The organism is Hymenobacter cyanobacteriorum, from assembly GCF_022631375.1.
Taxonomy (GTDB): domain Bacteria; phylum Bacteroidota; class Bacteroidia; order Cytophagales; family Hymenobacteraceae; genus Hymenobacter; species Hymenobacter cyanobacteriorum.
Genome location: NZ_JALBGC010000002.1, coordinates 658931 through 677332, shown reverse-complemented (window position 1 = coordinate 677332; position 18402 = coordinate 658931). Strand labels below are relative to the sequence as shown.

Annotated in this window: 18 protein-coding genes; 7 read left to right on the top strand and 11 right to left on the bottom strand. The window is 61.3% G+C overall.

Annotation, left to right across the window (positions count from 1 at the left end; translation table 11 throughout):
• Positions 1 to 42 precede the first annotated feature (42 nt).
• From MON38_RS08030 to groL, 5 genes are all read left to right on the top strand, one after another.
• Positions 43 to 516, top strand: coding sequence for an LptE family protein (locus tag MON38_RS08030; protein ID WP_241935641.1), 474 nt, complete (start codon positions 43 to 45; stop codon positions 514 to 516).
• A gap of 203 nt (positions 517 to 719) precedes the next feature.
• Positions 720 to 2501 (top strand): hypothetical protein, encoded by a 1782-nt coding sequence (locus tag MON38_RS08025; protein ID WP_241935640.1) that lies wholly within the window; start codon positions 720 to 722, stop codon positions 2499 to 2501.
• 26 nt (positions 2502 to 2527) lie between these two features.
• Complete coding sequence (secG, locus tag MON38_RS08020; protein ID WP_241935639.1) at positions 2528 to 2926, top strand: preprotein translocase subunit SecG; 399 nt, start codon at positions 2528 to 2530, stop codon at positions 2924 to 2926.
• Positions 2927 to 3208: 282 nt separating this feature from the next.
• On the top strand, positions 3209 to 3499 hold the full coding sequence (gene groES, locus MON38_RS08015; RefSeq protein ID WP_241935638.1) for a co-chaperone GroES: 291 nt from the start codon (positions 3209 to 3211) through the stop codon (positions 3497 to 3499).
• A 63-nt stretch (positions 3500 to 3562) separates the two neighbouring features.
• Positions 3563 to 5209: a chaperonin GroEL gene (gene groL, locus MON38_RS08010; protein ID WP_241935637.1), complete on the top strand. Its 1647-nt coding sequence runs from the start codon at positions 3563 to 3565 to the stop codon at positions 5207 to 5209.
• A gap of 321 nt (positions 5210 to 5530) precedes the next feature.
• Here the strand turns inward: groL and MON38_RS08005 are convergent, their stop codons facing one another.
• The 3 genes from MON38_RS08005 to MON38_RS07995 form a co-directional block, all read right to left on the bottom strand.
• Positions 5531 to 5770 (bottom strand): hypothetical protein, encoded by a 240-nt coding sequence (locus MON38_RS08005; protein ID WP_241935636.1) that lies wholly within the window; start codon positions 5768 to 5770, stop codon positions 5531 to 5533.
• An 89-nt stretch (positions 5771 to 5859) separates the two neighbouring features.
• Complete coding sequence (locus tag MON38_RS08000) at positions 5860 to 7431, bottom strand: peptide MFS transporter (protein ID WP_241935635.1); 1572 nt, start codon at positions 7429 to 7431, stop codon at positions 5860 to 5862.
• Between the two features lie 232 nt (positions 7432 to 7663).
• Positions 7664 to 8587: an AraC family transcriptional regulator gene (locus tag MON38_RS07995; RefSeq protein WP_241935634.1), complete on the bottom strand. Its 924-nt coding sequence runs from the start codon at positions 8585 to 8587 to the stop codon at positions 7664 to 7666.
• A 239-nt stretch (positions 8588 to 8826) separates the two neighbouring features.
• Between MON38_RS07995 and pckA the strand changes: the two genes are divergently transcribed.
• A complete protein-coding gene (gene pckA, locus MON38_RS07990) occupies positions 8827 to 10452 on the top strand; it encodes a phosphoenolpyruvate carboxykinase (ATP) (protein ID WP_241935633.1) in 1626 nt (541 codons plus the stop codon).
• Between the two features lie 117 nt (positions 10453 to 10569).
• On the opposite strand, the gene MON38_RS07985 is transcribed toward pckA, so the two are convergent.
• The 4 genes from MON38_RS07985 to MON38_RS07970 form a co-directional block, all read right to left on the bottom strand.
• Positions 10570 to 11193 carry a hypothetical protein gene (locus MON38_RS07985; protein WP_241935632.1) on the bottom strand — a complete coding sequence of 208 codons (624 nt, stop codon included), beginning with the start codon at positions 11191 to 11193 and terminating at the stop codon, positions 10570 to 10572.
• A gap of 15 nt (positions 11194 to 11208) precedes the next feature.
• Entirely contained in the window at positions 11209 to 11970 is a 762-nt protein-coding gene (locus MON38_RS07980) for a plasmid pRiA4b ORF-3 family protein (protein WP_241935631.1), read from the bottom strand.
• A gap of 143 nt (positions 11971 to 12113) precedes the next feature.
• Positions 12114 to 13163: an SDR family oxidoreductase gene (locus MON38_RS07975; protein ID WP_241935630.1), complete on the bottom strand. Its 1050-nt coding sequence runs from the start codon at positions 13161 to 13163 to the stop codon at positions 12114 to 12116.
• A gap of 35 nt (positions 13164 to 13198) precedes the next feature.
• Positions 13199 to 14341, bottom strand: coding sequence for an alpha/beta hydrolase (locus MON38_RS07970; protein WP_241935629.1), 1143 nt, complete (start codon positions 14339 to 14341; stop codon positions 13199 to 13201).
• A 225-nt stretch (positions 14342 to 14566) separates the two neighbouring features.
• On the opposite strand from MON38_RS07970, the gene MON38_RS07965 reads away from it, so the two are divergent.
• A complete protein-coding gene (locus tag MON38_RS07965; protein WP_241935628.1) occupies positions 14567 to 15265 on the top strand; it encodes a 16S rRNA (uracil(1498)-N(3))-methyltransferase in 699 nt (232 codons plus the stop codon).
• Between the two features lie 14 nt (positions 15266 to 15279).
• Here the strand turns inward: MON38_RS07965 and MON38_RS07960 are convergent, their stop codons facing one another.
• From MON38_RS07960 to MON38_RS07945, 4 genes are all read right to left on the bottom strand, one after another.
• Entirely contained in the window at positions 15280 to 15996 is a 717-nt protein-coding gene (locus MON38_RS07960) for a hypothetical protein (RefSeq protein ID WP_241935627.1), read from the bottom strand.
• Between the two features lie 52 nt (positions 15997 to 16048).
• Positions 16049 to 16942, bottom strand: coding sequence for a cation diffusion facilitator family transporter (locus MON38_RS07955; protein ID WP_241935626.1), 894 nt, complete (start codon positions 16940 to 16942; stop codon positions 16049 to 16051).
• Positions 16943 to 17006: 64 nt separating this feature from the next.
• Positions 17007 to 17720, bottom strand: a complete 714-nt coding sequence (locus MON38_RS07950) for a hypothetical protein (RefSeq protein ID WP_241935625.1) — start codon at positions 17718 to 17720, stop codon at positions 17007 to 17009.
• Between the two features lie 93 nt (positions 17721 to 17813).
• Positions 17814 to 18395, bottom strand: a complete 582-nt coding sequence (locus MON38_RS07945) for a Crp/Fnr family transcriptional regulator (RefSeq protein WP_241935624.1) — start codon at positions 18393 to 18395, stop codon at positions 17814 to 17816.
• Positions 18396 to 18402 lie beyond the last annotated feature (7 nt).

Sequence of the window (18402 nt, the reverse complement as noted above, 5' to 3'; positions counted from 1 at the left end):
TATGTACTGGCTTGCAGCTTGTGGCTTGTAGCTTGTAGCTCATTGACCAGCTGCGGCATCTACTCGTTCAACGGCACCAACATTGACCCGGCGGTGCGCACCATTTCCATTGCCACCATTCAGAACAACTCGCCGCAGGGGCCGGCGTTTCTGACGCAGCGCTTCACCGAAGACCTCAAGGACTACTTCCAGCGCAACACCAACCTGCGGCTGGTACCCCGCGACGGCGACCTGCAGTTCGACGGCAACATCATCGCCTACGACTTTGCGCCCGCCTCCATTCAGCAAGTAGGCGGCGTGTCGCAGGCGGGCTCGAACCGGCTGACCATTCAGGTAAAAATCCGCTTCACCAACTCGAAGGACGACAAGCAGAGCTTCGAGCAGGTGTTTCAGAATTTCGACGACTACCCCGCCAACCGCAACATCGCCACCATCAACAGCGACCCCACGGCGGTGCGGACGACGACCGACAAAATCATTACCGACATCTTCAATAAGTCGGTGGCCAACTGGTAAGTGGTTCGCCGCCAGCAGGCGCGAAAAAGAACAGTCAATTTATTGCGGGTAACTGCCAACGGGTTAGCGCCGAACCGTTTTTTTGTGGCGAAAAGGCTGTGGGCGTTTGCGTAAATTAGCGTAATGTTGCGCCCCGCTTCGTGGCCCCAGGGCCCGAATTACGGATGCAACGCTGTTTCTGCTCTTCTTTTCTCCTCACCCTCGTGACCCGCGCCACCCTTCTGCACGTTCTGGAACGCCCCACCGCCCTGGGGCCGGCCGAGGTGCGCGAGCTCGAGCAGTTGGCCCAGGCATTCCCTTACTGCCAGACGGCCCACCTGCTGCTGGCCAAAGCGGCCCACGACCAGGGCACCATGCTGGCCGGCCAGCGCCTGCGCCGCGCCGCCACCTACGCCGCCGACCGCACCCTCCTGCGCCGCCTGATTGAGCAGGAAGAACCAGCTGCCGCGCCGGAACCCGTAATACTGCCCGCGCCGCCGCACCCACTTGATTTGGTGGACTGGCCCGACGAATACGTGCCGCCCACCACTGCGCCACCGGTAGCCCCGCCGCTGCCCGTTGCGGTAGCGGCTCCGGCTCCGGCCGAAGCGTTGCCCCCGGTTGCCCCACCGCCCGCTCCTGCGCCACCGCCCCCCCCCACTCCCGTTGCGGATGCGCCGGCGACGGTAGCCGAGACTCCCGCCCCGCCGGTGGTCTCTGCCCAGCCCGAGTTGGTCGCGGTGCCAGAACCAGTGCCAGCACCCGAGCCTGCGCCGACAGCCGTTGCGCCACCAGCATTGCCCGTCGCGCCAGAGTTGCCCGCTGCCGCTCTGGTAAGTAAGGCAGCAGCAGTTGAGCCGATTGAGGCGCCTGCAGCCATACTTATAGCAGCAGCGCCAGCCGAAATTACGGCGGCGCCCGCTGCGGCGGAAACAGTGCCAGAGGTTGCCATTATAATTCCGGCGGTTCCTGAAATTGAAATCCCGACCGCAGTTAATGCAGAAGCAGCCATCATAGAAGTAGCTGCTGAAGAAGCAATTGCTGCAGAAATAATTGTTGTCGAAACTGAGCCTATTCCAGTTGCGCCCGAAGCGGGTGCGCCAGTTGAGACAGAGGCCCACCCCGCTTCGATTGCTGAAGCGGCCCTGCCACTGGCCGAGCCCTTGCCAGTTACCCCTGCTATTCTGGACGCTGCAGCGGCTGCGCCAGCCCCGGCAGTCCTTATCGCATCAGCCGTTTCTGCACCAGTTGTTGCGGAACCCGAAGCGGAGTTGCCGCCGCAAGCCCCGGCCATTCGCCCGCCGGTGGAAGTGGGCGAAGCCCGGTTCGAATTCGGGCTGGCCGACCCTGCGCCAGCCCCGGCCGTACCGACCTACGAGCTGCCCGGCCTGATTGACGAATGGGCCGCCTCGGCCGTCACCCGCAGCCTGGGGAGCCCCGACGCGCTGGCTGCGGCGCCCCCGGCCCCGGTCGCGCCGGTTTTCACCCCGGCCGCCTTCACCGGCGATGCCGTGGTGGGCTACGCATTTGGCGAAAGCAGCCGCCTGGGCCTCTCAATGCAGTTGCTGGATTTGCTGGCCGCCAGGGCCGAAGTGGCCGAAATCGCTTCGGCCGTAGTGGCCGCCGCCCAGCCGCCCGCCAGCGCCCTTCCGCCCACCGGCACCTTCTTCGAGCCCGACCCGCTGCTGCTCGACCATTGGGCCACACACCGCCCGGCTGCGCCCGAGCTGCCCTCCACCGTCGACCTCATCAACAACTTCCTCAAGCGCCAGCCGCGCCTCACGCGGCCCGCTATGCTGCCGCCTTCGGCCGGCGGCCAGGCCGATTTGAGCGTGCGCAGCACCCGCGCCGAACCCGACCTAGTGTCGGAAAATTTGGCCCGAATCTTCGTGCGGCAGGGCAAAACCGCCCGGGCCATTGAGATTTATGAAAAGCTGATGGTGAAACAGCCGGAAAAAATGGCGTACTTTGCGCTCCAAATTCAGTCCTTGCAACCTTCTGCGTAATCCGCAGCTTTCTTTTTTAACCTTTCATGTACACTGCGCTCATCATCCTCATTCTTCTGGTGTGTTTCCTGCTGGCCCTGGTGGTGCTGGCCCAAAACCCGAAAGGGGGCGGAATTTCCAGCCAGTTCAGCGCCGGCGGCGCAGCCAGCATGATGGGCGTGAAACGCACCGGCGACCTGCTCGAAAAGCTTACCTGGGGCTTCGCTATTGGCTTGGTGGTGCTTTCTCTGGGCTCGCACATCCTCACCTCGACCGGCGGTGGCCCAGTGCGCAGCGTGAACCAGGAGCGCGCCCTGCAAACCAAATTGCCCGCACCTTCGGCTCCGGTTGGCCCGGCTCCGGCTGCTGCTCCCGGTGCCAATGCTCCGGCTACCGCGCCGGCCCAGCCTGCTCCGGCTCCAGCTCCGGCACAACCTGCCAAGTAAATTCTTAAAAGCATCCGATGCTTTGTTGCCCAAGCCGGCACTTTCCTTCGGGAAGTGCCGGCTTTCGTTTTTTAACCCTGCCAGTCGCTTGCTCGATTCCTGCCGCTCTTTCTTGTCGCACGGCAACCTTTTGCGGGCTTTTTACGACTACTGCCCCGGCCTTATCCCGCCACTTCTGCCAGTTAGTATGCCCATTTTGTCAGGTTTGGCGGGCTGGCACGGGAAGTGAGACAGGGCCGGACACCTAGTTTTTAAACTTAATCCAACCCAAATACACCCAAAATGGCACTTAGCATGAAACCGCTGGCCGACCGCGTCATTGTTCGCGCCGCCGCCGCCGAGGAGAAAACCAAATCCGGCATCATCATCCCCGATACGGCCAAGGAGAAGCCCCAGCGTGGCGAAGTTGTGGCCGTGGGCGAAGGCAAAACCGCCGACAGCGGCACCATCATCAAGCCGCAGGTGAAAGTGGGCGACCAGGTGCTCTACGGCAAGTACGCCGGCACCGAAATCACCGTCGACGGTGAGGACTACCTCATCATGAAGGAGTCGGACATTTTCGCCGTGCTCTAAGCCCCAGGCTTAAGCTGACCGAAACACCAACATTTCACCCTCCCAATTACTCCAACCCCAGAAATGGCTAAGAACATCCAATTCGACACCGAAGGCCGCGCCCGTTTGCAGGCCGGTGTGAACAAACTGGCGAACGCCGTGAAAGTGACCCTCGGCCCCAAAGGCCGCAACGTCATCATCGACAAAAAATTCGGCGCTCCCTCGATTACCAAGGACGGCGTGACCGTAGCCAAGGAGATTGAGTTGCGCGACCCCATCGAGAACATGGGCGCCCAGCTCGTGAAAGAAGTAGCTTCGAAAACGGCCGACCAGGCTGGCGACGGCACCACTACGGCTACCGTACTGGCCCAGGCCATCTACACCGCCGGCTCGAAAAACGTGGCTGCGGGTGCCAACCCGATGGATTTGAAGCGCGGCATCGACAAGGCAGTTATTGCTGTTGTTGCTAACCTGAAATCGCAGTCGAAGAAAATCGAGAACTCCGCGGAAATCGCCCAAGTGGGTGCCATTTCGGCCAACAACGACATGGAAATTGGCAAAATGATTGCCGACGCCATGGACAAAGTGGGCAAGGAAGGCGTCATCACCGTAGAAGAAGCCCGTGGCACCGAAACCGAAGTGAAGACGGTGGAAGGCATGCAGTTTGACCGCGGCTACCTCTCCCCTTACTTCGTGACCAACCCCGAGAAAATGGAGGTTGAGTTCGACTCGCCTTACGTCCTCATCTACGATAAGAAGGTGAGCACCATGAAGGAGCTCCTGCCCGTGTTGGAGCAGGTACTGCAGACCGGCAAGCCCCTCGTCATCATCTCGGAAGACGTGGATGGTGAGGCTCTCGCAACCCTCGTGGTGAACAAGCTGCGCGGCTCGCTGAAAATTGCCGCCGTGAAGGCTCCTGGCTTCGGCGACCGTCGCAAGGCTATGCTGGAAGACATTGCCACCCTCACGGGCGGTACCGTTATCAGCGAAGAGCAGGGCTACAAGCTCGAAAACGCTACCCTGGAGTACCTCGGCACGGCGGAGAAAATTATCATCGACAAGGACAACACCACCATCGTAAACGGCAAAGGCTCGAAAGAAGCCATCAGCGGCCGCGTGGCCCAGATTAAGGCCCAGATGGAAACCACCACGTCGGACTACGACAAGGAGAAACTGCAGGAGCGCCTCGCTAAACTGAGCGGCGGCGTGGCTATTCTCTACATCGGTGCTTCGACTGAGGTTGAGATGAAAGAGAAGAAAGACCGGGTTGACGATGCCCTGCACGCCACCCGCGCCGCCGTTGAGGAAGGCGTGGTACCCGGCGGTGGTGTGGCCCTGGTGCGCGCTCTGGAAGCCCTCGACGCGGTGGACACCCACAATGCTGACGAGCGCACCGGCGTGAACATCATCCGCACGGCTCTAGAGGCTCCCCTGCGCACCATCGTAGCCAATGCCGGCGGTGAAGGTTCGGTAGTGGTGCAGAAAGTGCGCGACGGCAAAGGCGACTACGGCTACAACGCCCGCGAAGACCGTTACGAAAACCTGGTGGCCGCTGGCATCATCGACCCCACCAAGGTGACCCGTCTGGCCCTCGAAAACGCTGCTTCCATCGCCGGCTTGCTGCTGACGACCGAAGCCGTGATTTCGGACGAGCCCGAGCCTAAAGATGCTGGCCATAGCCACGGCGACGGCGGCATGGGCGGTATGGGTGGCATGGGCGGCATGATGTAAGTCGAGCCGCTGGCAGCTTCCTGCTGTTAGCTTAAGAGAAAGCCCCGCTGGCGTTGCCGGCGGGGCTTTTTTGTTAGACGTTATCCGTGTGGTTAGGTGCGAGGGATTTGTTAAAGGCGTACGAAGCGTTGGTCAGGACATATGATGTGGTGACCAAGACGTGTAAAGGCTTGGTCGGGGCGTACGAAGCCTTGGCAAGGTTGTACAAGGCGTTAGTAAGTGGATATGAAGTGCCGAAAAAGGAGTACGGAGCCCTAGCCGCTACGTACGCGGTCTGGGGAAATAGCTACGATGCGCTGCGTACGTAGGTCAGTTGTTACGTTAATTGCTGGGCTTAATTTTCACAAACGCTAGTGCTACTATGCTCGCTACAGCAGTGCCCAAACCTACCCAGTTGTAACGAAGCGCCTGACATAAATTGCGGCCATTTACTACCGAGATGCAGGCCTTATCCTCTATTTCATATTTGAGGCTGACCATTGTATTAACAATGCCCAGACCAAAAAGCAGAAACGCAAGGGCTGCCAAAGTTTGTAAGACGCGATGGATTTTTAGCGGCATTTATTGCTTAGTAGTTGTTCCGAAGATAAAGAAAAAGCCCCCGATGCTACTGCGTCGGGGGCTTTTTCGGGAAGATAAAGCTACGGGCCTTACGCCTGCGCGACCGGCGCGGGGTAGTTGCGGGCGTCCATCATCTTGGCCAGCTTGCCGCTGATGAGGAACAGGATGGCGGCGGCGGCAGCGGCCGATACCACGAACACCATGAAGAAGTCGTAGAGATTGGTGATGTGGAAGCCCAGCAGCACCGGCGCGGGGGCCGTCGATTTGGGGTCGGGATAGAGGCTGCTCATGTAGCCGGCGAGGTAGTTGGCGGCGGCGTTAGCCAGGAACCATACGGCCATCAGCAACGAGGCAAATTTGGCGGGGGCCAGCTTGTTCACCAGCGACAGGCCGATGGGCGACAGGCACAGCTCGCCCACCGAGTGCAGGAAGTAGAGCGCCACCAGGAAGAACATGCTCACCTTCACGCCGGGCTGCAGGTTGTGCACGCCGAAGCACATCACCAGGTAGCCGGCGGCCAGCATGGCCAGGCCGATGGACATTTTGAGGGGGGATGGCGGCTCGGCGCCGCGGCGGCCCAGGGCCGTCCAGACCATGGCCATGAGCGGCGCGCCCACCACCACGAAGATGGCGTTCAGGTTCTGGAAGATACTGGCGGGCAGTTCGAAACCGAAGATGGTGCGGTTCATCTGCTCATCGGCGAAGAAGGTGAGCGAAGCCGGAGCCTGCTCGAACGCCGCCCAGAAGAACACCACGAAGAACGACACAATGAAAATCACCATGATGCCCTTTACATCGGCCCCGCTGAGGGACTTGTCGCTGAAAATCATGTAGGTGATGCCCAGCACGGCCACGCCCAGCAGCGGCGCGATGGTGGGGAATTTGGCCGAATCGAGCCACAGAATGCCCAGGATGATGGCCAGCAGCACCGGCAACAGCGCGTACACGCCCATGATGCCACCCGAAATGGCGGGCGTTTCGCCCACCTGCACGCCTTCCGGCGTGTGCAGGTACTTGTCCTTACCCCAGTTGAACACCACCGTGCCCAGCAGCATGGCAATGCCGCAGGCCAGGAACGCCCAGCGGAAGTCGGCCGGGTTGCCGGTGTCGCCGATGAGGCTGGTGATGGTGTTGCCGATGAACGAGCCCAGGTTGATGCCCATGTAGAAGATGGTGTAGGCCGCGTCCTTGCGCTTATCGGCCGGGCTGTAGAGGGAGCCCACCATGCTCGAAATATTGGGTTTGAAGAAACCGTTGCCCACAATCATCACGCCCAGGCCGAGGTACAGCATCCAGTGGCTCAGGGCGTGGGTGCTTTCGGGGCCGTAGTTCGAAGCCGAGAAGAACAGGGTGAACTGGCCCAGCGCCATCAGCAGGCCGCCCGTGAGGATGGAGCGCCGGTTGCCCCAGTACCGGTCCGAGATAAAACCGCCGATGAGGGGCGTGAGGTACACCAGACTGGTGTAGCCGCCGTAGAACTTCGACGCGAAGGCCTTGTCCATCATCATGGCCTTGGTGAGGAACAGCACCAGCACGGCGCGCATGCCGTAGTAGCTGAACCGCTCCCACATTTCGGTGGCGAACAGCAGGTACAGCCCCTTGGGGTGGCTCGTGGATTCCGCCGACAGCGGTTGCTCGGTCTGAGCAGGAACAGTTTGCATAGAGGAAACTAGAGTGGGAAAATGAGATGACAACGGGTGAAACCAACCCCAATGCGCAAGCAATGCAGTACGGGCACGGTAAATCTAGGAAAGATTCGGCAGTATGAGGCCGTAAGGGCCAGGTTGGGCTAATTACAATGCCTGTCATCCTGAGCGCCGCGAAGGACCTTATCACGCCTGCGGTAGTTGATTACTGCGAACCGTTCTGCGGTGATAAGGTCCTTCGCGGCGTTCAGGATGACAAGGAAGCATCTACTTTGCCCGTTTTGCCCGCTCCCTCGCTTCTGTAAGCCTTGGCCCGGTAGGCCCCGGGGGCCAGCCCGGTTTGCTTGCGGAAAAACCGGGTGAAGTAGCCGGGGTCGACGAACTGAAGCTCGTAGGCGATTTCGGCCACTGAGAGCGAGGTATATAAGAGGAAGTTGTGGGCCTTGCGGATGAGGTGGGCCTGCACTACCTGCTGGGCAGTTTTGCCCTTCACGGCCTGGCAAATGCGGTTGAGGTGCACCTGCGTAATCTTCAGCTCGCGGGCGTAGTCCGAGATTTTGCGGCTGAAATCGGGCGTGCGCTCAATGGCCTTCTGGAACTCGCGATAGTAGTGCAAGGCTCGGTTAGGGCTCTCCTGCTTGCGGCGGTTGTGCTGCAGCAGCCGGAAAATCTTCACGAATAGCAGCTTGAAATAGCCATTCAGCGCGAGCTGCTTGCCCGGCAGCTCGGCGTGAATCTCCTGATGAATCTGCATTTCCAAATCGAGCAAATCGCCGAAGGTGACTTCGGTGTTGAACTCCGATAGGATGTGCACCGCATTCACTTCAACCAGCACGCCCGGCGTGGCCTGCAGAATGGTATCGAGCAGCGCTTCCGAAAGCGTGAGCGTGCGCCCCCGCACCTGCGGGCTGAACGTGAAGCCGTGTACCGTATTGGCCGGGATGATGACGAGGCAGGGAGTGCGCAGTGCCACCGGCTCGGGCGCTTCAAAGGCGGCGCGGCCGGCTTCGAGGAAGAACAGCTGGAACAGGTTTTCGTGCAGGTGGGGCTTGAGGCCCCAGTCGGTGGCTCGGGGGCGCGGCGCGATGAGCTGGCTGGCCAGATAGTCGTGCGAGAGCTGGGCCTTGGCGTCGCCGTAGAGGCCGTGGTAGCGAGCAATGTTGGTGGGCATAACGAAAGAAAAAAGCAGGACAAAGCAAACCAATCGGCCGCCCGTTCGTATGTGCCGTTCCGCCGATTTGGCCCCGTAGCGCCCCGAGGAGGCAGTTACGGGAACGAAATCGGAGAGCCGGGCAGTGGCAGGTTTAATTTGTCCCAGTAAAGAAACGAATTGTTTCACTACCGGCCGGCCGCCCGATTCTACCTTTGCATTCTCAAAAGCGAGTATTCCCACCCAACCCCTTCGTAGTCATGTCCGCAGCTCCCACCAATGCCGCCGATGTCCGGAATCGTTTGCAGCCCCTGGGCTTCACCGAAACTGCTACCGTCCACCTCAATTTAACGCCTGCCGAGCTCGTAGAGCACGCTTTGCGCAACGGCGAGGGCTCCCTCACCGACACCGGCGCGCTGATGGCTGACACCGGCAAATTCACCGGCCGCTCGCCCAAAGACCGGTTCGTGGTGAAGGACGCCAACACCGCCGACAGCGTGTGGTGGGGCGACATCAACATCCCCTTCGAGGCCGACAAGTTCGACCAGCTACACCAGAAAATGGTGGCTTACCTGGCCGACAAGGACATTTATGTGCGTGAAGCCTACGCCGGCGCCAACCCCGACTACCAGTTGAAGCTGCGCGTGGTGAACGAGCAGGCCTGGCACAACCTGTTTTGCTACAACATGTTCCTGCGCCCCACCGAAGGCGCAGATACGACCTGGACGCCCGACTTCAGCATCATCTGCGCCCCCGGCTTCGAGGCCGACCCGGCCGTGGACGGCACCCGCCAGCCCAACTTCGCCATCATTAACTTCACCAAGAAGATGATTCTGATTGGCGGCACGGGCTACGCCGGCGAAATGAAAAAAGGCATTTTCGGTGTGCTGAACTACCTGCTGCCTCACGAGCACAACACGCTGAGCATGCACTGCTCGGCCAACGTGGGCGAGAAGGGCGACACGGCCGTGTTCTTCGGCCTGTCGGGCACCGGCAAAACGACGCTTTCGGCCGACCCCAACCGCGGCCTCATCGGCGACGACGAGCACGGCTGGACGCCCAACGAAGGCATTTTCAACTTCGAAGGCGGCTGCTACGCCAAGGTGATTGATTTGAGCCAGGAGAAGGAGCCCCAGATTTGGGACGCCATCCGCTTCGGCTCCATCGTGGAAAACACGCGCTTCATCCCCGGCACGCACACGGTGGACTACGCCAACAAATCGGTGACGGAAAACACGCGCACCGCCTACCCCATCAACTTCATCGACAACGCCATTGAGCCCGGCGTGGCCGATGCGCCGAAGAACATTTTCTTCCTCACGGCCGATGCGTTCGGCGTGATTCCGCCCATCAGCAAGCTCGATAAGTCGCACGCCATGTACCTGTTCATGTCGGGCTACACGGCTAAGGTAGCCGGCACCGAAATGGGCGTAACTGAGCCGCAGACGACGTTCTCGGCCTGCTTCGGCGCGGTGTTCCTGCCGCTGCACCCCACCAAGTACGCCGAGATGCTGGGCCAGAAGATGGACGAAAACCCCGACATCAACGTGTGGCTCATCAACACCGGCTGGACCGGCGGCAGCTACGGCACCGGCTCGCGCATGAAGCTGCCCTACACCCGCGCCATGATTACGGCCGCCCTCAACGGCCAGCTCGACGAGGTGAAATTCACCAAGCACCCCGTGTTTGGTATGATGGTGCCCGGCGCCGTGCCCGGCGTGCCCTCCGAAATCCTGGACCCGCGCAACACCTGGGCCGATAAAGACGCCTACGACCGCACCGCCAACTCGCTGGCCGAGAAGTTCGTGACCAACTTCCAGAAGTACGCCGAGTACGCTAACGAAGAAATCCTGGCCGGTGCCCCGCGCGTCGCCGTCGAAGCCTAACCAATTCCCTTTCCTCCACACTTCCCCCTATCCTACCGCGTTTCACTCACCTACTAAAAGCCCCGCCAGTTGCAGCTGGCGGGGCTTTTGCGTTTTAAACAAGCTGAATAACCGTTACTACAAAGCAACTATTGGCTGCGTCTGTGCTCTCGTTACATCGACAATTTGCTGCAACACCCCCAACAGCTTGCCGGGGTCGCTGATGAGATAACGGGTTTCGTCGAGCGTGAAGACGTTGTTTTCAAAACAGAGAAAACGCCATTCGATACCGGTGGTAGAGCAGCCGTAAAGGCGGGAAACGGGCTTTTTGTCCCGCTCATTCAGCTGGGCCGCGCCCACGAGTTGGGCCGCGCATTGAGCGGTTCCCTGTTCCACGTCCTGTTTTTTGGCTTCCGTGATGCAGAAAACCGGAGCCAGCACGAAATCCTGAAGGCGGGTAAAGGAGAAGATAAAGTCGCATTCTCCATTAAGGCCTCTGGCAGGGTCGATATCGAGATAGGCCCCCGAGAGAATGGCAAACTGATGCTGGTTGCGCTTGGCCAGTTCCAGCAGAATAGGGGTCACCAGCCGCTCAGAACGTGATTTTTCGCTACCAAAGCCAATGCTGTTGGCCCGTTCCAGGGCTTCCACCAGCCAGGGACTGGGGGCAATGGACACGACCTGCGGAAACAAGTCACTGCCCTGAAACGTCACGTTGAAGTCGTTGCGCAGGCGTTCGGGGGTAAAATCACTATAGGCCATGCCCAAAAATACGCGCTATTTCTTTGGCTTCTTCGGCTTCGGCAGAGGCTCGGGAAAGCGGGCCTGCATCATGGCCGTCATCGCTTCCAGCAAGGCCTGCGGGTCGAAAACCGGGCGGGGCGGCGGCGGGTTGGCTGCCATCTGGCGCTGGTATTCGGCCAGCATCTGGTTTTCGCCGGCCACGATTTCGCGCAGGTGGCTCAGGTCGAGGTTGTATTCGGCGAGCGCGAACTCTTCGGAGTCGAACTTGCCGAGGCCGGCGTACTCGGCGGGCATGCGCTTGCGCTTGCCGACGGCTTTTTCGGCCAGCACGTCGAGCAGCTGCTCGTAGCCGGGGAAGCCGCCGATGTCCTCCGGTGGGGCGGCGCGCTTGCCGGTGAGGCAGCGTACGGCGGGCGTGGGGTGGCCGGCGGCCAGCGGAATTACCTTTTCCACTACAATGTCGTGCTCCCAGTAGTCGCCAAAATCGTAGACGTAAGTGAGCTTGTCTTTGGGCTTGGCTAGCACTTCATCGAGCGTAGTTTCGCGCGGGTCAAGTTGCCACTCGGGCATGTTATCTGCATCGCCGGGCAGCACGGGCGGCGAGCCGGTGAGAAAGTCATTGATAGAACCCCGCCCCTGCCGAAACTCGAACAGGTGGCTGTTCTGCCAGTCGAAAAGGATTTGCAGCACGAAGTGCAGCTCCCAGAACGTGAGCGTATCGGGCACTTCGACGCGCCGCCAGATGGGCGGCCTGAGGTAGCGCAGGGCAATCTTGAGTTGGAGCAGGTTAGCCATGAGAATAGGTTGAGCACGAACAGGGCGCTCAAATTACGCTTTTTCACCCCAGGGCAGATACGAACAATTGCAAAAACGCCGGGCCGCCGCCGGGCCCGAAAGCCCAGCCGCCGCCCGGCGTTTTTACTTAGTTTCGGTAGTTGCTACCAGCCGCGCTGGGCGCGGCCTTGCTGCTCCTTAGCTTTGCCAGCGTGCCCCAACCAGGCGGCGAGGGCTACGCCGGCCCCCGCCAGCAGGGCCGTGCGCAAGGCCGGGCTGCCGGTGGTAATGGCCGCGGTGTAGAAGCTGGTTTCGCGGGTGTAGCCGGGGTAGTTGCCGCGCTCCTGCAGGGTGCCGCCGGCGTGGTCGAGGCCGTTCTGGCCGATGGGGCGCGGGGCCTGGTCGGCGTGCTCCTGCTTCACGAAGGCCTTTTCCATGTACTGGTCGAATAGCGCGGGCGTCCAGCGCTGCAGGCCGATGAAGGAGCGGCCGGCCCCGCCCACTACAATGGCGCGCTCCGACGTGGTGGCGGCGTGCAGAATGGCGCGGGCCACGGTTTCGGGGGCGTAGGCGGGCGGGCCGTGCTTGGCTTCGCAGTCCATGTAGTTTTTGGCGTGCACCGTGTAGGGTGTGTCGATGGACGAGGGCTGGATGAGCGTAACGGAAATGGGCGCGCCGTCCATTTCCAGCTCCATGCGCAGGCCGTCGGTAAAGCCTTTCACGGCGTGCTTGCTGGCCGAGTAGATGGTTTGCAGAATGGCCGTGACGTCGGACAGGATGCTGCCCACGTTGATGATGGCGCCGCCCTTGCTTTTCAGGTGCCTGGCCGCTTCGAGCGAGCCATAAATCAGGCCCCAGACGTTGGTTTCGAACACCTTGCGCATGTCCTCGATGGGCACCTGCTCCAGCTTGCCGTAGATGGACGCCCCGGCGTTGTTCACCCAGGTGTCGTAGCTGCCGAACCGGTCCTGGGCCGCCTGGGCCACGCGCTGCACGTCGGCCTGCTGGCTCACGTCGGCCACCACGTAGATGGCCTGACCGCCGCTCTGGTTAATTTCATCGCTAAGCTGGCGCAGGGCATCTTCGCTCCGCGAGGCCAGCACCAGCCGGGCGCCTGCTTTGGCTGCCAGGCGGGCCGTGACCAAGCCAATGCCCGATGAGGCCCCGGTGATGACCATGACCTGGTCCTTCAGTTTTTTTAGGTTGGTTTTCATGAAGCTTGGAAAGAGTACTGGGATATAAAAGGCGGCTACTGGAAAGCAGTTTTGAGCCGGCCCGCCGCAAAATCCTGGGCTTCGCCAGCCTTGGGTACCACGTCGTGCGTCCCGAAAAACTCGTGGGTGGTGCCGGTGTAGAGCATGTACTGGTTGGCCACGCCCACTTGGGTAAACTTGTCGGCCAGCTGCTTGCCTTCGGTCTGGAGCGGGTCGATTTCGGCGGCCACGATGGTGGCGGCAGGCAGCCCGCTCAGGTTGGCCACGTCGGTGAGCGAGATGAGGCGGTCGTCGCCGTCGGCCATGGTGCGGAAGTACTGCGAGGTGAAGTACACCACGTTGGGCCGGTTCAGGGGCTGGGCGTCGGCGTACTGGTTGTACGAGGCCGTGGTCAGGTCGTTGTTGGCCACGGGGTACACCAGCAGCTGGTGAACGGGCAGGGCGTAGCCGCGCTCCTTGGCCAGCAGGCACACGCCCACGGCCATGTTGCCGCCCGCGCTTTCGCCGGCCACGGCAATTTTGGCGGGGTTCACGCCGATGCTGGCCGCGTTGTCGCGCACCCACTTATAGGCGGCGTAAGCGTCTTCGTGCGCGGCCGGAAACTTCGCCTCCGGCGACAGCCGGTAATCGACGGAAATGACCATGGCCCCGGTTTTTTCGGCCAGAGCTTTGGCCGAGGGCTCGTACACATCGAGCGAGCCAATCACCCAGCCACCGCCGTGGTAATACACAATGGCCGGCAGGGTGCCCGTCACGCCGTTGGGCTTGTACATGCGCACCAGAATGCCATCGGGGGCCGACTGGGGCGTGATGCCGCCCGGCAGCACCCGCTGGCTTACCGTGACGTTGGCAGCACGCGCGACGCGGTTGTTTTTGCGCAGCAGCGACATCACCGCATCGGTGACGCTGGGAGCCATACGGGCCTGCCGGGGCGTGAGCGTGGGCAGCGGCGGCGTGCCGAAACCAACAAACTCTTCCACCACGGCCTGCATTTGCGGGTCGATGGTGGGCGCGTAAGCCGGCTTGGCCCCGGTGGGCTGAATAAGGCCGGGCGCGGGGTCGTCGCTGGAATCGTTGTTGTTGCAGGCTGCCAGGGCCAAGCCGACCAGCAAGAGCGAGGACCAGCGGCGCACTGTGGCGAGTGGGCGAATAGTGGAAAGCGGGGAAGATTGGTGCATTGGGTGAAAGAAAAATATAAAGAAGACTGAGGATAATTGCGCGTGGCCGGAAGCCGAAACCGCCGGGTTTGAGGTACGAACCCTTCCAGAATCCTGTTGAGCCCACTACTGCAAACCCGTACTTATCGGGGTGCAAATCCGTAAAAACCCTTACTACGTGCTACAAACGCATTCTTGTTCAGCTTTTAGCCCAAGAAGCAGGCAGCCGGGGGTACTTTTGCGCCCATGCACACCTTCTTTGCGCCCGACCTCAGCGGCTCCACCTACACGCTGCCTGAAGACGAAAGCAAGCACGCCGTGCGCGTGCTGCGCCTGGCCCCCGGCGACGCCGTGGAACTGCTCGACGGCCGCGGCGGCCTCTACGCCGCCGCCGTGGCCGAGGCCAACCCCAAGCGCTGCCAACTGCGCATTACCGGGCACACGCACGAAGCGCCCCGCTCCCACTTCACCCACGTGGCCGTGGCCCCCACCAAAAACCTCGACCGCATGGAGTGGTTCGTGGAAAAGGCCGTGGAAGTGGGCGTCGAGCGCATCAGCTTCCTGCGCTGCGCCCGCTCCGAACGCCGCGAGCTGAAGCTGGAGCGGCTGGAGAAAATTGCCATCAGCGCGCTGAAGCAGTCGGGCCAGGCGTGGCTGCCGCAGTTGGATGAATTGCAGGATTTCGGCGCTTTCGTGGCGGGCGTGGCACCGGAAACCACCTACATCGCACACCTGGAGGAAGGCGAGCGCACGGCGCTGGCCCAGGTGGCCGGCGCAGGGCCGGGCTGCTGCGTGCTCATCGGGCCGGAGGGGGATTTCTCACCGCAGGAAATTGCGCTGGCGCTGGCCCGCGGCATCCGGCCCGTCACGCTGGGAGCCTCCCGGCTGCGCACGGAGACGGCGGCGCTGGGGGCGGTGTTCACGGCACAGCTCGTGCGGGCGTAATAACCTGCTTACACTCAACGCATATCGGGTTCGCGGTAGCTGATGTAGGCATGCTCGAGCAGTTCCTGGTAAAGCAACCCATCGAGCGCCAGGCGGGCCAGGATGCTTTTGACGTGGGCAACGTCTTCCGGTACAGCGAATGGGGTAATCAGAATTAATTTATCCTGCTGGTCGTAAAGCCGGAAGCCCAGGCCTTGCAGGAAGCGTAGCTGCTTTTTGCGGAGCAGATGGCTGGCGCGGTGCCGTTGTACCTCGGGCAGGATGAGCAGCAGCGTGCGGCGCACCAGGCGGCAGTTGCAATACAGCCGCTTCACGGGGTCGAAAACCAGGGTGAAGGCGGTGATGGGGCCTTGCAGCAGCCGCATGAGTGCTTCCTGGAGCTGGGTGGCTTGGGGCGCGGCAGTCTGCTCACGAGTCAGCGCTTGCAATGCGTCCAGTTCCTGCTGTGCTACGGCTATCCTTTCCAGTTCATAGCGGTGGAGGTAGCCAGTGTTGAGTGCAGTGCTGGCCGCCAGCAACTCAATCCGTTTGGCAAGACGCGCTTTCTTCTCGTGCTGCGGGTCGTGCAGGTGATACAACGTGTGCAGCTGTTGGGAAACCACCGCCAGCGCCTTGGTAAAACGGCGGGCCATGCCGTAGTCCCATTCCTCCAGGCATTCGGCGCGTTGCGCAATCAGCGCGGCTTTTTCGGCTTCGTAATGGGCGATGAGTTTCCGCAGTTTGACGCTCATATGGCAGACGGTAGAATCGGACGCAAGCAAGATACTACGTGCCCTTTTCGCCTTAGCCCGCCGGCTCCACGTGAATGAGCACATTGCCGAGCTGCGGCAATTCGCGCAGCAGCGTATCCTTCAATTGATGCGCTATCTCGTGGCCCTCGCGCACGCTGATGTCACCGCTCACCAGCGCATGCAGGTCGACGTGATACTGCATGCCGGCTTTGCGCACAAGGCATTTTTCGGTGCCGCGCACGCCCGGCACGGTGCCGGCCACCTGGCGAATTTCCACCACCAAATCATCATATAAATGCTCGTCGAGAATTTCGCCCAGGGCCGGCCGGAAGATGTGGTAGCTGTTGTAGAAGATGAGGCCGGCGGCAAACAGCGCCGCCCAGTCGTCGGCCGACTCGTAACCTTTGCCCATGAACAGCGCGATGGAAATGCCGATGAAAGCGGCTACCGACGTGATGGCGTCGCTGCGGTGGTGCCAGGCATCGGCCTTCAGCGAAGAGCTGTTGGTTTCTTCGGCGCGCTTCATCACCATTCGAAAGGAGGTTTCCTTCCAGACGATGATGCCGCCAAGCACGATGAGCGTCCAGGCCCGGGGCAGGTCGTGGGGCATGCCGATGTTCTGAATGCTCTCGTAGGCGATTATGGTAGCCGAGGTAATTAGAAAGCCCACCACCAGAAACGTGACCAGCGGCTCGATGCGGCCGTGGCCGTAGGGGTGGTTGTCGTCGGCGGGGCGGTTGGCGTATTTCAGGCCCAGCAGCACCAGAATAGAGGCGAAGATGTCGGCCGTTGATTCAATAGCATCGGCCACGAGGGCGTAGGAATTGCCGAAAAAACCGGCCGCGCCCTTTATCAGGGCCAGACTGGCGTTGCCGGCAATGCTGAAATAGGTGGCCTTTACGGCCGTTTCGTGGTTGGTGAGCGTTGTAGCGGGAGCAGCTGGCATCAGGCGGAATGGGGATTTTGCCGGAGTCCGGCGGGGCACAGCGCCACGGCCGCACCTGCCGCTACTACGGCAACTTCGCGCCTGCAGATGCCTGAGCCAATTCAGCGTGGCTGGCCCACAGCCGCCGAATGGCCGTGACGTGCGCCAGCAGCACCAGCGGCACCACCACGCCCGGCAACCATACAAACGGAAAATGTAAGATGGCCACGTTAGGCTGTTCGAAACCGAACTGCTGCACCGGCGTGGGCACCGACAACACCGCATTCACCACAATATTCAGCAGCGAAATCAAACCCAGTACATTCCACACCAGCAGCCCGCGCCGGCCCAGCCACTGCTGCCGGAAGGCCAAAAAGTAAATCACCGGTGCCGTGAGGCCTGCCAGGATATCTAAATTACGGCCTTCGAAGGTCATTAGCCGCGGCACGGCGTGGTGCAGGTACAAACCGAACAGCACCAGCTCGACCGGGACGCGCACGATGTGCAACAGCGTCAGCACCTCAAGGCGCAGACCGTCGAGAAAGCGGCGGCCGGCCCGGGTGGCCAGCAGCAGCGCAATGGCCAGCAGCGGCGGCCCGAGCAGCAGCGCCAGCCGCGGCGGCATCGTATTGCTGACGGTGTAGAACCCGCTCAACCCGATGCCCCCTTGCAGCAGCAGCCACCCCAGCAGCACGGCCAGCACGCGCCCCGAGCGCCGCGCGGCCGTGTAAAACAGCCCAACCGCGAGGGCCGTAGTGAGGATGAATGCGAGAGGCAGCACCAGCGGCAGGGTTTCCATAGGGGTTGGGGTTGGCAGCGAATTGATGCTACAAAACAACCCGTTGGCTCGAATGCGCCGCTTGCCATTTGGCAAGAAATGGCGGCCCGCGACTTATTTCTTGCCGTCGGCTTTGCGAATCCGGCTCAGGGAAGAATCGGTGATACCCAGATAGGAGGCAATATATTTTAAGGGCACGTGCAGCAGCAACTCGGGATGCGCCCGCAGCAGCTTATCGTAGCGTGCCGAAGCCGACTCGGTGATAGTGGCCAGCATGCGGGCCTTGAGCGCGGCAAAGCCCCGCACCAATATCCCGCGCCCAAACTCCCGGAACTCGGGGCGCGCATGAAACAGCTCATTAAGCTGCCGGTAGCTCAAGCACCAGCCCTCGCAGTCGGTGAGGGCCTGAATGTATTCGAGCGACGGCGTGCGATTGAAAAACGACGCTACTTCAAACACCACCTGCCCCGGGCCGGCCAGCCCGGTCGTGACTTCGGTGCCGTCGGGGTCGAGGGCAAAGGCACGCAACAGGCCCTGCGTGAGGAAAAAGTACGTGTCGCTCACCTGCCCGGCTTCCAGCAGCAACTGGTGGCGGGCAATTTTCCGGGGCTGGAAGCAGGTAGCAATTTCTGCTGCCTGCGCGGCGCTGATAGCGCCAGTACTTTGCAAAAATTGCTGGAGCAGAACGTTGGACATTGGCTGT

Coding starts and splice junctions, on each gene's coding strand:
- groL (WP_241935637.1), top strand. CDS start 3,563: ATGGCTAAGAACATCCAATTCGACACCGAAGGCCGCGCCCGTTTGCAG.
- MON38_RS07960 (WP_241935627.1), bottom strand. CDS start 15,996: ATGAGCGTCAAACTGCGGAAACTCATCGCCCATTACGAAGCCGAAAAA.
- MON38_RS07985 (WP_241935632.1), bottom strand. CDS start 11,193: ATGGCCTATAGTGATTTTACCCCCGAACGCCTGCGCAACGACTTCAAC.
- groES (WP_241935638.1), top strand. CDS start 3,209: ATGGCACTTAGCATGAAACCGCTGGCCGACCGCGTCATTGTTCGCGCC.
- MON38_RS07980 (WP_241935631.1), bottom strand. CDS start 11,970: ATGGCTAACCTGCTCCAACTCAAGATTGCCCTGCGCTACCTCAGGCCG.
- MON38_RS07950 (WP_241935625.1), bottom strand. CDS start 17,720: ATGGAAACCCTGCCGCTGGTGCTGCCTCTCGCATTCATCCTCACTACG.
- MON38_RS07995 (WP_241935634.1), bottom strand. CDS start 8,587: ATGCCCACCAACATTGCTCGCTACCACGGCCTCTACGGCGACGCCAAG.
- MON38_RS07965 (WP_241935628.1), top strand. CDS start 14,567: ATGCACACCTTCTTTGCGCCCGACCTCAGCGGCTCCACCTACACGCTG.
- MON38_RS08000 (WP_241935635.1), bottom strand. CDS start 7,431: ATGCAAACTGTTCCTGCTCAGACCGAGCAACCGCTGTCGGCGGAATCC.
- MON38_RS07945 (WP_241935624.1), bottom strand. CDS start 18,395: ATGTCCAACGTTCTGCTCCAGCAATTTTTGCAAAGTACTGGCGCTATC.
- pckA (WP_241935633.1), top strand. CDS start 8,827: ATGTCCGCAGCTCCCACCAATGCCGCCGATGTCCGGAATCGTTTGCAG.
- secG (WP_241935639.1), top strand. CDS start 2,528: ATGTACACTGCGCTCATCATCCTCATTCTTCTGGTGTGTTTCCTGCTG.
- MON38_RS07955 (WP_241935626.1), bottom strand. CDS start 16,942: ATGCCAGCTGCTCCCGCTACAACGCTCACCAACCACGAAACGGCCGTA.
- MON38_RS07970 (WP_241935629.1), bottom strand. CDS start 14,341: ATGCACCAATCTTCCCCGCTTTCCACTATTCGCCCACTCGCCACAGTG.
- MON38_RS08005 (WP_241935636.1), bottom strand. CDS start 5,770: ATGCCGCTAAAAATCCATCGCGTCTTACAAACTTTGGCAGCCCTTGCG.
- MON38_RS07975 (WP_241935630.1), bottom strand. CDS start 13,163: ATGAAAACCAACCTAAAAAAACTGAAGGACCAGGTCATGGTCATCACC.